This is a genomic window from Blastococcus sp. SYSU D00813, from assembly GCF_054050735.1.
In genome coordinates this window covers 1-12499 of the sequence record NZ_JBJGZX010000037.1, presented here as the reverse complement: position 1 = coordinate 12499, position 12499 = coordinate 1, and the positions used below count along the sequence as shown (strand labels likewise).

Here is a 12499-nt window from a genome sequence, read left to right as displayed (position 1 = left end):
ACGGCCCCTGGCCGCGGTGTGATCCGGAGGATCACGAAGGCAGTGGCACCACCAGGCGCAGGCGTGTCCCGTCGGGGAGCACGGCCCAGGTGCCGTCGGCGGTCTTGTCGAACCGCGGGGTGATCGGGTGCAGCGGCTCCGGCGGGGCGCCGGCCAGGACCGCGGCGACGTCGGGGTAGCGCTCCAGCTGGCCGAGGGTGTGCAGGGTCGGCGGGAGCATCGGCCGCAGGCCCGCCGACGCCTCGTGCAGCGCCGCCGACGGCGTCAGCCAGACCGCCTCGTCGGCCTCGCCGGACACGTGGCGGGCGACCTGCCCCTCCGGCAGCGCGGCGGCGAAGAACTTGGTGTCGTAGCGCCGCGGCTCGCTCGGCGGGGCGATCCAGTGGGCGTAGGGCCGCAGGAGGTCCGACCGCAGCACCAGCCCGCGCGAGGAGAGCAGCTCGGCCAGGGAGAGCTCCCGGGCCAGCAGGGCCTGCCGCTGCGCCTCCCAGTCGTCGCCCGCCACGTCCGGGACGACGGCGTCCGCCGTCCCCGCGAGCAGGACGCCGGCCTCCTCGAACGTCTCGCGCACCGCGGCGCAGACCAGCTCCCGGGCCAGCCGCTCGTCGCAGCCCAGGGCGGTGCCCCACGCCGCCGGCGAGGGCCCGGCCCACGCCACCTCCACGTCGCCGTCGCGCGGGTCGACGCCGCCGCCGGGGTAGGCGGTCATGCCGCCGGCGAAGGGCATGCCCCGTGTCCGGCGCAGCAGGTAGACCTCGAGCCCGGCGGTGCCGTCGCGCACCAGCAGGACGGTGGCGGCCTGCCGCGGTGTCGCCGGCTGCGTCGGCGTCCCGGTCACCGGATCTCGACGGTGAGCTCGACCTCGACGGGCGCCCCGAGGGGCAGCTCGGCGACGCCGACGGCGCTGCGGGCGTGCTGGCCGGCCGGCCCGAACACCTTGCCCAGCAGCTCGCTGGCGCCGTTGACGACGCGGGGCTGGCCGGTGAAGCCCTCGGCGCTGGCGACGTAGCCGACGACCCGGACCACGCGGACGATCGAGTCGAGCCCCACCAGCTCGTCGATGGCGGCCAGCGCGTTGAGCGCGCAGACCTTGGCGTCGTGGGCGGCGTCCTCGACGTCGACGGACCCGCCGACCTTGCCGGTGCGCCGCAGGCCGCCGTCGACGAACGGCAGCTGGCCGGAGGTGAAGACCAGCTGGCCGCTGCGGACCGCGGGCACGTAGGACGCGACGGGCGCGGCCACCGGGGGCAGCCGGACGCCGAGCTCGGCCAGCCGCGCGGTCCAGCTCCGGGTCTGAGGGGCGGTCACGGCGGGCTCAGCTCACCGGGCGCTTGAGGTAGGCCACGAGCTGCTCGGCACCGCCCGGGCCGGGCAGCACGGTGACCAGTTCCCAGCCGTCGACCCCCCACGAGTCCAGGATCGCCTTGGTGTTGTGGATCAGCAGGGGGATGGTGGCGTACTCCCACCGCTGCCGGGCTTCGCTCATGGGACGCGACGCTAGCGCAGTCGCACGACTCTGCCCCGGCCCCGGCCCCGGCCCCGGTGCAGGGGCCCGGCACGAGCGCGCGAGTGCTGGGGGGCACGGGGGTCCTTACCCTTGCCCAGGTGACCACCGACCCCTTCCCCGTGCGCTGCCACGTGGTGTCCGGCAAGGGCGGGACCGGCAAGACGACCGTGGCCGCCGCACTCGCCCTCGCCCTGGCCGCCGACGGCCGGCACGTGCTGCTCGTCGAGACCGAGGGGCGGCAGGGCATCGCGCAGCTGTTCGACACCGCGCCGCTGCCCTACGAGGAGCGCCGGGTCGCGGTGGCGCGCGGCGGCGGCGAGGTGAAGGCGCTGGCCATCGACGTCGAGGAGGCCCTCCTCGAGTACCTGGAGATGTTCTACAACCTCCGCCGCGCGGGACGGGCGCTGCGGAAGATGGGCGCCATCGACTTCGCCACCACGATCGCCCCGGGCCTGCGGGACGTGCTGCTCACCGGGAAGATCAAGGAGGCGGTCACCCGCCGCAAAGACGGCCACCGCGTGTACGACGCCGTCGTGGTCGATGCACCGCCCACCGGGCGGATCACCCGCTTCCTGGGCGTCACCGGCGAGATGGCCGACCTGGCCCGCTCCGGCCCGATCAAGACCCAGAGCGACGGCGTGATGGCGGTGCTGAAGTCGCCGCAGACGGCGGTGCACCTGGTGACGCTCCTGGAGGACATGCCGGTGCAGGAGACCGCCGACGCCATCGCCGACCTCACCGCCGCCGGGCTCCCGGTCGGCTCGGTGATCGTGAACATGGCGACCGAGCCCGTCCTGCCCGCCGGGAGCCTCGCCGCGGCCGCCGCCGGACGGCTGACCGGCGCCGACCTCGCGCCGGCCCTGGCCGCCGCCCACCTCCCCGACGGCGCCGCCCTGGCCGACGCGCTGGCGGCGGAGGCCGTCGAGCACGCGCAGCGGTGGGCCGCGCAGGACGCGCTGCGCGGCCAGGTCGCCGCGCTCGGCCGCCCGACCGTGGAGCTGCCGCTGCTGACCGGGCCGATCGACCTGTCCTGCCTCTACGAGCTGGCCGAGCGGCTGGAGGAGCACCTGGGCGCCGAGGTGGCGGCGTGAGCGCCGAGCCGACGGAGGCCGCGGAGCCGGCGCGGCGGACCGGCGGGCGGCAGGCCCCGCTGCGGCCCGCCCTGCCGATGGACCTCGCCGCCCTCATCGAGGACCGCGACACCCGGATCCTCGTGTGCTGCGGCGCGGGCGGCGTGGGCAAGACGACGACGTCGGCGGCGCTGGCCCTGGCCGCGACCGAGGCCGGCCGCACCGTCGTCGTCCTCACCATCGACCCGGCCCGCCGGCTGGCCCAGTCCCTGGGGCTGCAGGAGCTGGACAACGAGCCGCGGCGGGTCGACGTCCCCGGGGCCGAGGGCGAGCTCCACGCGATGATGCTGGACATGAAGCGGACGTTCGACGACGTCGTCGCCGCCCACTCGACGCCCGAGCGGGCGGAGCAGATCCTGGCCAACCCCTTCTACCAGTCGCTGTCGTCCTCGTTCGCCGGGACGCAGGAGTACATGGCCATGGAGAAGCTGGGTCAGCTGCGGGCCACCGACAAGTGGGACCTCATCGTCGTCGACACCCCGCCGTCGCGGTCGGCGCTGGACTTCCTCGACGCGCCCAACCGGATGGGCCGCTTCCTCGACGGCACGATGATCCGGCTGCTCACCGCCCCGGCCCGGGCCGGCGGGCGGGCGGGCATCCGGCTGGTCGGCGCGGGCTTCATGGTGTTCAGCCGGATCATCAGCAAGATCCTCGGCGGGCAGCTGCTGCGCGACATCTCCGCGTTCGTCTCCGCGCTCGACACGATGTTCGGCGGCTTCCGCGAGCGGGCGACCGCCACCTACGAGCTGCTGCGCCGGCCGGGCACCTACTTCGTGGTCGTCGCGACCCCGGAGCCCGACGCGCTGCGCGAGGCCTCCTACTTCGTCGACCGGCTGTCGGCCGAGGGCATGCCGCTGGCCGGGCTCGTGCTCAACCGCACGCACCCGCCGGCCAGCACCGCGCTGAGCGCCACCCGCGCCGAGGCGGCGGCCGAGGAGGTCGCCGAGGCCGGCGGGGAGGGCGCCGAGCTCGCCGCCGGCGCGCTGCGCGTGCACGCTGAGCGGATGCAGCTGGCCACCCGCGAGCAGCGGCTGGCCGACCGCTTCACCAGCGCCCACCCCGAGGTGCCCGTGCGCACCGTCCCGGCCGCCGCCGGCGACGTCCACGACCTCGGCGGGCTGCGGGTGATGGCCGCCGAGCTGACCGGGCCGGACGGCGACACGCCGACCGGTGTGCCGAGGACGAGGGTGCTGCCCGCGCGCCGCGGCTGATCCGGGCGTCGCCGCGGCGCGGCACCGTACATTCGTCGGCGATGTCGACTACTGCCGCCCCCCAGCGCTCCGTCGTCCTGGCGAAGCTCGCGGGGTCCATCGTCCTGGCCGGCGCCCTGCTGGCCGGCATGCTGCTGCCCTTCGTGGGCGGAACCGGTCTCGTGGCGCGCAACTCCGCGTCGCTGCTGGACGCCCTGCCGGTCGAGCTCACCGACGCCACCCCGGCCGGCAACAGCCGCGTGCTGGCCGCGGACGGCTCGCTGATCACGATGTTCTACGAGCACGACCGGACCGTGGTCACCCACGACCAGATCGCGCCCGTGATGAAGCAGGCGCTGGTCGCGATCGAGGACTCGCGCTTCTACGAGCACAACGGCCTGGACGTGCAGGGCACCCTGCGCGCGCTGGTGACCAACGTCGCCGCCGGGGACGTGCGCGAGGGCGGCTCGACGATCACCCAGCAGCTGGTCAAGCAGACGCTCATCGAGACGGCCGAGAGCGCCGAGGAGATCGCCGCCGCCCAGGAGCAGGACGGCACCGCCGGCGTCTCCCGCAAGCTGCGCGAGGCCCGCCTGGCGCTCGCCCTGGAGGAGACCTACTCCAAGGACGAGATCCTCACCCGCTACCTGAACATCGTGTACTTCGGCAACGGCGCCTACGGCATCCAGGCCGCCGCCCAGCGCTACTTCAGCGTCAACGCCGCCGACCTCACCCTCCCCCAGGCGGCGATGCTGGCCGGGCTGGTGCAGAGCCCCACGAACGACGACCCGATCAACAACCCGGAGAACGCCCAGGTCCGCCGCGACCAGGTGCTCGACCGGATGCTCGACCAGGGGCTGATCCAGCAGGCCGACCACGACGCGATCGCCGGCACCCCGGTCGCCGTGGTGCCCGGCCAGTCGCCGCCCAACGGCTGCATCGACGCCGCGATCGGCGGCTTCTTCTGCGCCTACCTCGAGCAGTACCTGACCAACACGCTGGGCATCAGCCAGGACCAGCTGCAGAACGGCGGCCTGACGATCCAGACGACGCTGCGGCCGGACATGCAGGCCGCCGGCGACCAGGCCGTGCTCAACACGCTGCCGATGGGCGACGAGCTGGCGGGCATGTACACCGCCGTCGAGCCGGGCACCGGCCGGGTGCTGGCGATGAGCGTGAACCGGCGGTTCGGCTGCGACCAGCCCGAGTGCGAGTCGGTGGTGCTCAACACCGCCTACAGCCAGGGCGCGGGCTCGACGTACAAGACCTTCACCGCGGCCGCCGCGCTGGAGCAGGGGTACTCGCAGTACTACACGATCACCACGAGCGACCCCTACGTCTCGCGGGTGTACCGCAACGGCGGCCGGCCGTACTCGGTCGGCAACGCGGGCAACTACCCGAACACGCTGGACATGGAGCGGGCGCTCTACATGTCCTCGAACACCTACTTCCTCGCCCTCGAGGACGCGCTGGGCAGCGTGGAGGCCCCGGTGCGGATGGCCGAGCGCATGGGCATGAACTTCCTGGCGACGCCGGCCGACCAGATCATCGAGGAGAACCGCGGCTCGTTCACCCTCGGCGCCGAGGCGACCAGCCCGCTCGACCTGGCCAGCGCGTACTCGACGCTGGCCGCCAACGGCACCCAGTGCGACCCGCGACCGGTGGAGCAGGTGCTCGACCGCAACGGCGAGCCGCTGCTCGACGACGACGACCAGCCGGTGGTGCGCAACGACAACTGCACCGCCCAGGCCATCCCGCCGGGCGTCGCCACCACGCTGAACCAGATGCTGCGCAAGGACGTCGAGCCGGGCCACAGCGGCCAGACCGGCGCCCGCGCCTACGTCCCGGGGCACCAGATCGCGGGCAAGACCGGGACGTCGCAGAGCAACTTCTCCGTGGCCTTCGTGGGCTACACGCCGCAGTACACCGCCAGCGTCATGGTGCTGAACCCCAAGCGGAACCAGAACGTCGGCGGCTTCGGTGGCGGCAAGGGCGCGACCATCTGGCACGACGCGATGCAGCCCATCCTCAGCAACCAGCCGATGGTGCCGTTCCCGGCGGCCGACCCGGTGGTGCAGAACGGCAACACCCGCGCGGTGCCGAGCTGCTCGACGGTGAGCGGCTGCCAGTCGGCGCTGACCTCGGCCGGGTTCCGGTTCCAGGTCGAGGAGGTCGACAGCGACCGGGCCGAGGGCACCGTGGTCGGCACCAGCCCGTCGGCCGGCTCGCGCGCGGTCGAGGACCAGGTCGTGACCATCCAGGTGAGCAACGGCTCGGCCTACGTCGAGCCGGCGCCGGAGCCGACCACGACCACCCCGACCACGGCTCCACCCGCGGACGGCGGGGGCGGCACCGCGAACGGCGGTGGCAACGGCAACGGCGGCAACGGCGGGCCCGGCAACGGCGGGGGCAACGGGAACAGCGGCCCGGGCGGGGGCGGCGGCTGACGCCGCTGCCCGTCCCCCGACCTCGCGCGCCCCGCCGGATCCCGGCGGGGCGCGCGGTCGTTCAGGCGAGCTGCCGACGGACCTCGGCGACCACCCGCGAGCCCTCGGCCCGGCCCGCGACCGCCGCGGTGGCGGCGCCCATGACCCGGCCCATGTCCTTCATGCCACCGGCGCCGGTCGTCGTGATGACGTCGGCGACCAGGGCGGCCAGGTCGGCGTCGTCGAGCTGCGCGGGCAGGTAGTCGGCCAGCACGCCCTCCTCGGCCCGCTCCCGCTCGGCCTGCTGGTCGCGGCCCGCCCCGGCGAACGCCTCGGCCGCCTCCCGGCGCTTCTTCGCCTCCCGGCGGACGACGGCCTGGACCTCGGCGTCGGAGAGCTCCCGCGCCTCCTTGCCGCTGACCTCCTCCGCGCTGACCGCGGCGAGCACCATCCGCAGCGTGGCGGTGCGCAGCTCGTCGCGGGCCTTCATGGCGCTCGTGAGGTCGGCACGGAGCCGGTTCTTCAGGTCGGTTGCGGCGTCGGACACGTCACCAGCCTGACACGGCCGGCCCCGCCCTCCGTCACACGCCCGAGTGCGGCGGGGCCCGTACCCTGGTCGGACATGCGCTGGTACACCGCCGCCCCCGCCGTGGCCCTGGGCTCCGGAGCGGCCACGCTGGCCTACGCCGGCCTCTACGAGCGGACCCGCTGGACGCTGCGCCGCTTCGACGTCCCGGTGCTGGCCCCCGGCTCCGCGCCGCTGCGGCTGCTGCACGTCTCCGACGTCCACATGACCGCGGGCCAGCACTCCAAGCAGGAGTGGCTGGCCGGCCTCGCGGGCCTGCGCCCGGACCTCGTCGTGGACACCGGCGACAACCTCGCCGGGCAGGACGCCGTCCCCCCGACGCTGCGGGCGCTGGACGGGCTGCTCGACGTCCCCGGGGCCTTCGTGACGTCGTCCAACGACTACTACGCGCCCAAGCCGAAGAACCCGCTCAAGTACTTCAAGAAGAAGCACAAGCGGGTGCTGGGCGACCCGCTCCCGTGGCGCGACCTGCGCGACGGCTTCACCCGGCGCGGCTGGCTGGACCTCACCAACCGCCGCGGCGAGCTCACCGTCGACGGCCGGCGGATCGTGTTCGCCGGGCTGGACGACCCGCACCTGAAGCGCGACCGCTACGACGAGGTGGCCGGGCCGGCCGACCCGACCGCCGACCTGCGCATCGGGGTGGTGCACGCCCCCGAGCCGCGGGTGCTCGACCGGTTCGCCGCCGACGGCTACGACCTGCTGCTGTGCGGCCACACCCACGGCGGGCAGCTGCGGGTGCCCGGCTTCGGCGCGCTGGTGACCAACTGCGGGCTGGACCGTGCCCGGGTCCGCTGGGTGAGCCGCTGGACCGAGCCGACGCCGCAGCGGCCCAACGGCACGTGGCTGCACGTCTCCGCCGGTCTCGGGACCAGCCCGTACGCGCCCGTGCGGTTCGCCTGCCCGCCGGAGGCGACGCTGCTGACCCTGACCGCGCGCCCGGCCTGAGGAAGGACCCCGTCCTCCTCGTCCCTCGCCCGCTCGGGACGGGTCTCCGGACGGGGCCGACGGCGGGGACCCTGCAGGGGGGCCGCAGCAGACGGAAGGTAGAGTGGTCGCCGCACGCCTCGGGGTGTGGCGCAGCTTGGTAGCGCGCGTCGTTCGGGACGACGAGGCCGCAGGTTCAAATCCTGTCACCCCGACCAGTTCAGGGGCCGCCGGAAGGCGGCCCCTGACTCGTTCCCGGGCCGGTTTCCGAGACGGTTCCGGTTGGCACGGCCTCCGGGCGGGCACCGGGGAGCCCGATGACCGAGTGGTTGCTCCTCCTCGCCGCCGTGCTGCTGACCCTGGCCACCGGCTTCTTCGTCGCCGCCGAGTTCTCCCTCACCACCGTGGACCGGGGGCGGGCCGAGGAGGCCGCGCAGGCCGGGGACCGCGGCGCCGGAGGCGTGGTCACCGCGCTGCGCACGCTGTCGACCCAGCTGTCGGCCGCGCAGCTGGGCATCACGATCACCACGCTGGTCGTCGGCTACCTGGCCGAGCCCGCCCTCGGCCGGCTGCTGCACGGCCCGCTGGAGTCGCTCGGGCTGCCCGAGGGCGCGGTGACCGGGGTGTCCTACGGCCTGGCCATCGCGCTGGCGACCGCGCTGCAGATGTGGCTGGGCGAGCTCGGCCCGAAGAACCTGGCCATCGCCAACCCGCTGCGGGTCGCCGCCGCCGTGGCGCCGGGCATGCGCGCCTTCACCACGGCCACCGGCTGGCTCGTGCACGCGCTGCAGCGGCTGGCCAACGCGATCGTGCGCCGGCTGGGCTTCGAGCCGCGCGAGGAGCTCGACTCCGCCCGCGGCGCCGACGAGCTCGCCGCCGTCGCCCGCCGCTCGGCCGCCGAGGGCGACCTCTCCCCTGTCGCCGCCCGGCTGCTCACCCGCTCGCTGGGCCTGCGCGACAAGTACGCCACCGACGTCATGACCCCGCGGACCCGGCTGTGGACGGTCAGCTCGGACGCCACCGCGGCCGACGTCATCCGCGCGGCGACCGAGTCGGGCAACTCCCGCTTCCCCGTCTACGGCTCCGACCTCGACGAGGTCACCGGCATCGTGCACGTCAAGCACGCCGTCGCCGTCCCCGAGGCCGAGCGGGACCGGCGGACGGCGGGCGAGCTCGCCGTCCCGCTGCTGGCGGTCCCCTCCTCCCTGCACTTGGAGCGCCTGCTGGACATGCTGCGCGAGCAGGGGCTGCAGGTGGCGCTGGTCGTCGACGAGTGGGGCGCCACGCACGGCCTGGTCACCCTCGAGGACATCGTCGAGGAGCTGGTCGGCGAGATCACCGACGAGACCGACCGGCCGCTGCGCACCCTGCGCCGCATCGACGAGGACCACTGGCTGCTGTCGGGCCTGCTGCGCCCCGACGAGGTCCTGGACCGCACCGGCATCGGCATCCCCGAGGGCCGCTACGAGACGCTCGCCGGGTTCCTCACCGAGCAGCTGCAGCGGCTGCCGGCGGTCGGCGACCGGGTGGAGGTCCCCGGCGCCTGCCTCACCGTGGAGACGCTGGACGGACGGCGGGTCGCCCGCGTGCGCGCCGAGCGGGTGCCCGAGGCCGCCGAGACCGAGGAGGTCGCGGCATGAGCGACGTCATCAGCCTGCTGGTCCTGGTGGCGCTGCTGCTGGGCAACGCGTTCTTCGTGGCCGCGGAGTTCGCGCTGGTCTCCGTCCGCGCCGACCAGCTCGAGCCCCGGGCCGAGGCCGGCTCCCCGCGGGCGGCCAAGGCGCTCGCCGCGCTGCGCAACGTCTCCAAGATGATGGCCGCCGCGCAGCTGGGCATCACGCTGTGCTCGCTGGGCCTGGGCGCCGTCGGCGAGCCGGCCGTGGCGCACCTGATCGAGAAGCCGCTGCACGCCCTGCACGTCCCCGAGGGGCTGCTGCACCCGATCGCGCTGGTGATCGCCCTGTCGCTGGTGACGGTCCTGCACATGGTGCTCGGCGAGATGGTGCCCAAGAACATCACCATCGCCGGGCCCGACCGGGCCGCGCTCGTCCTCGGCCCGCCGCTGGCTGCCTTCGCCCGGCTGCTCACCCCGGTCATCTGGTTCTTCAACACGACGGCGAACGGCTTCGTGCGGCTGTTCGGCGTGACGCCCCGGGACGAGGTCGCGGCCAGCTTCGACGAGGCCGAGATCCGCTCGATGATCACCCAGTCGCGGCGCGAGGGCCGGCTCGGCCGGGAGGTCGGCGAGCTGGCCGCCGGCGCGCTGACGTTCGAGCAGCACGCGGTCGAGGACGTGCTCCTGCCGATCTCCGAGGTGGTGACCGTCCCGCGGACGACGACGCCGCGGCAGCTCGAGGAGGTCGTCGCCGAGCACGGCTTCAGCCGCTACCCGGTGCGCGGTGCCGACGGCGCCCTGGCCGGCTTCGTGCACGTCAAGGACGTCCTCGACGTCACCGGGGACGCCCGGGACCGGCCGGTGCCCGACGCCGACGTGGTCCCGCTGGTGCCGCTGGCGCCGGGGAGCGGGCTGCCCGACGTGCTCTCCGAGATGCGCACGCAGGGGGCGCACCTGGGCGTCGTCGGCCCGCCCGGGGCGCCGGTGGGCATCGTGGCGCTGGAGGACGTGCTCGAGCTGCTGATCGGCGACGTCCGGGACGCCGCGGCCGACCTCGCGTCCACCGCGGCACCCCGGGCCGGCGCCGGGACGGGGGCCGGTGCCGGGGGAAGATGACCGGGTGAGTGCCTCCCCGGCGTCCCCCGCCTCGCCGTCCCCCTCGCCGTCGTCCCCCTCGCCGTCGTCTCCCTCCGCGTCCGCCCTCCCGCCGGAGGTCACCGCCCGCTGGCAGGCCCGCTTCCGCGCGCCGCGGGTGAGCCTGCCCGACTGGGCCCTGGAGGCACCGCACCGCAGCCTGTACTCCTCCGACGTCAGCGGGGTCGTCGAGCAGTACGCGTGGGACCGCACCACCGACGTCCACCGGCAGGTGACCGACCGGCCCAACGGCACGCTGATCGCGACCCTCTCCCCCGACGGCGAGACGATCTGGTGGTTCGCCGACACCGACGGCGACGAGTTCGGCGTCTGGATGGTGCAGCCCTTCACCGGCGGCGAGGACCGGGTGGCGCTGCCCGACGTCGGCCCGGCCTACCCCGCGGGGCTGGAGATCGGCGACACCGTCGTGGCGGTCGGCCGGTCGACCGACGACGGCAGCGAGCTGTGGCTGGCCCCGGCGGACGGTCCGGCCCGCGTCGTCTACCGGCACCCCGACCCCGCCTCGGTCGACGCGCTGACCTACGACGAGGACCTGCTGGTCGTGTCGCACTCCGAGCACGGCGACCCCCGCTACCCGGCGCTGAGGGTGCTGCGGACCGCCGACACCACCCTCGAGGAGCCGGCGGTCGTCGCGGAGAAGTGGGACGGCGAGGGCCGCGGCCTGCACGCCCTGGAGTTCGCGCCGCTGGCCGGGGACCGGCGGCTGCTGGTCGGGCACGAGCGGCGCGGGCGCGAGGAGCTGCTGGTCTGGGACGTCGGCACCGACACCGAGACCGAGGTCGTGCTCGACCTGCCCGGCGACGTGACGGCCGGCTGGTACCCCGACGGGTCGGCGCTGCTGGTCGGCCACGACCACGCCGCCCGCAGCGAGCTGTACCGCTACGACCTGGCCACCGGGGCGCTGGAGCAGCTGGACACCCCGCGCGGCGTCGTCCGCGGGGCCACGGCGCGGCCGGACGGCACCGTGGAGCTCGCCTGGTCCTCCGCGGAGCGGCCCCCGGTGATCCGGCGGGCCGACGGGCCGGTCGTGCTGGCCGCGCCCGGCGAGGAGCCACCGGCGGCCTACCCGGTCGAGGACCGCTGGGTGCCCGGGCCCGGCGGCGACGTCCACGCGCTGCTGGTGCGGCCGGCCGGCGAGCCGCCGTACGCGACCGCCTTCCTGGTGCACGGCGGGCCCGAGGCCGCCGACGACGACTCCTACCGCGCCCGGCGGGCGGCGTACGTCGACGCCGGCTACGCGGTCGTGCACGTCAACTACCGGGGGTCCACCGGGTACGGCAGCGCCTGGCGGGACGCCCTCACCGGGCGGCCGGGCCCGACCGAGCTCGAGGACGTCGCCGCCGTCTACGACGCGCTCGTCGCCGAGGGCTTCCTCGACCCGTCGCGCGCCCTGCTGACCGGTGGCTCGTGGGGCGGGTTCCTCACCCTGCTGGGGCTGGGCACGCAGCCGGAGCGCTGGGCGGCCGGCATCGCCGAGGTGCCGGTGGCCGACTACCTGGCCGCCTACGAGGACGAGATGGAGGGCCTGCGGGCCTACGACCGCGCGCTGTTCGGCGGGTCACCCGAGGAGGTGCGCGACCGCTACGTCCGCTCCTCGCCGATCACCTACGTCGAGGAGGTCCGCGCCCCGGTGCTCGTGGTGGCCGGCGCCAACGACCCACGCTGCCCGATCCGGCAGATCGAGAACTACCTGGGCGAGCTGGACCGGCTGGGGAAGCCGCACGAGGTGTACCGGTTCGACGCCGGCCACGGGTCGCTGGTCATCGAGGAGACGATCCGGCAGGTCGAGCTGGCGCTGGACTTCGCGCTGCGCCACGTGCAGCCCTAGGTGGAGTGGGGGGGGGGGGGGGGGGGGGGGCGGCCCGCCCCCCCCCCCCCCCCCCCCCCCCCGGCCACCTGCTACCGGCACCCCGACCGGGCCACCGGGGTCTCCTGCGTCCGCTGCGGCCGGCCCATCTGCCCG

General features: G+C 75.2%; 11 protein-coding genes and 1 tRNA gene. 8 read left to right on the top strand and 4 right to left on the bottom strand.

All coding sequences use genetic code 11. From position 1 onward, the window contains the following. Positions 1-31: 31 nt before the first annotated feature. Genes ACI8AX_RS19460 through ACI8AX_RS19450 form a run of 3 tightly spaced genes read right to left on the bottom strand, consistent with a single transcriptional unit; the run spans position 32 to position 1486 of the window. Positions 32-838 (bottom strand): NUDIX hydrolase, encoded by an 807-nt coding sequence (locus ACI8AX_RS19460; RefSeq protein ID WP_456551504.1) that lies wholly within the window; start codon positions 836-838, stop codon positions 32-34. Next, entirely contained in the window at positions 835-1308 is a 474-nt protein-coding gene (locus ACI8AX_RS19455) for a RidA family protein (RefSeq protein ID WP_456551503.1), read from the bottom strand. Before ACI8AX_RS19455 ends, ACI8AX_RS19460 begins: the two co-directional genes overlap by 4 nt. Before the next feature lie 7 nt (positions 1309-1315). Beyond that, entirely contained in the window at positions 1316-1486 is a 171-nt protein-coding gene (locus tag ACI8AX_RS19450) for a hypothetical protein (RefSeq protein WP_456551502.1), read from the bottom strand. 119 nt (positions 1487-1605) lie between these two features. Between ACI8AX_RS19450 and ACI8AX_RS19445 the strand changes: the two genes are divergently transcribed. The 3 genes from ACI8AX_RS19445 to ACI8AX_RS19435 are packed head-to-tail and all read left to right on the top strand — an operon-like array spanning position 1606 to position 6274. Further along, the gene (locus ACI8AX_RS19445; RefSeq protein ID WP_456551501.1) at positions 1606-2598 is read left to right on the top strand and encodes an ArsA-related P-loop ATPase; all 993 of its coding nucleotides are present in this window, start codon (positions 1606-1608) and stop codon (positions 2596-2598) included. Further along, entirely contained in the window at positions 2595-3848 is a 1254-nt protein-coding gene (locus ACI8AX_RS19440; RefSeq protein WP_456551500.1) for an ArsA family ATPase, read from the top strand. Before ACI8AX_RS19445 ends, ACI8AX_RS19440 begins: the two co-directional genes overlap by 4 nt. A gap of 41 nt (positions 3849-3889) precedes the next feature. After that, complete coding sequence (locus tag ACI8AX_RS19435) at positions 3890-6274, top strand: penicillin-binding protein (protein WP_456551499.1); 2385 nt, start codon at positions 3890-3892, stop codon at positions 6272-6274. Positions 6275-6335: 61 nt separating this feature from the next. Here the strand turns inward: ACI8AX_RS19435 and ACI8AX_RS19430 are convergent, their stop codons facing one another. Beyond that, positions 6336-6800 (bottom strand): GatB/YqeY domain-containing protein, encoded by a 465-nt coding sequence (locus ACI8AX_RS19430; protein ID WP_456551498.1) that lies wholly within the window; start codon positions 6798-6800, stop codon positions 6336-6338. A 75-nt stretch (positions 6801-6875) separates the two neighbouring features. On the opposite strand from ACI8AX_RS19430, the gene ACI8AX_RS19425 reads away from it, so the two are divergent. From ACI8AX_RS19425 to ACI8AX_RS19405, 5 genes are all read left to right on the top strand, one after another. Continuing rightward, a complete protein-coding gene (locus ACI8AX_RS19425; protein ID WP_456551497.1) occupies positions 6876-7787 on the top strand; it encodes a metallophosphoesterase in 912 nt (303 codons plus the stop codon). Between the two features lie 120 nt (positions 7788-7907). Next, a tRNA-Pro gene (locus tag ACI8AX_RS19420) sits at positions 7908-7984 on the top strand. Positions 7985-8083: 99 nt separating this feature from the next. Then, positions 8084-9406, top strand: a complete 1323-nt coding sequence (locus ACI8AX_RS19415; protein ID WP_456551496.1) for a hemolysin family protein — start codon at positions 8084-8086, stop codon at positions 9404-9406. Next, entirely contained in the window at positions 9403-10497 is a 1095-nt protein-coding gene (locus tag ACI8AX_RS19410) for a hemolysin family protein (protein WP_456551495.1), read from the top strand. Before ACI8AX_RS19415 ends, ACI8AX_RS19410 begins: the two co-directional genes overlap by 4 nt. A gap of 4 nt (positions 10498-10501) precedes the next feature. Beyond that, the gene (locus ACI8AX_RS19405; RefSeq protein ID WP_456551494.1) at positions 10502-12364 is read left to right on the top strand and encodes a prolyl oligopeptidase family serine peptidase; all 1863 of its coding nucleotides are present in this window, start codon (positions 10502-10504) and stop codon (positions 12362-12364) included. Positions 12365-12499: the final 135 nt, after the last annotated feature.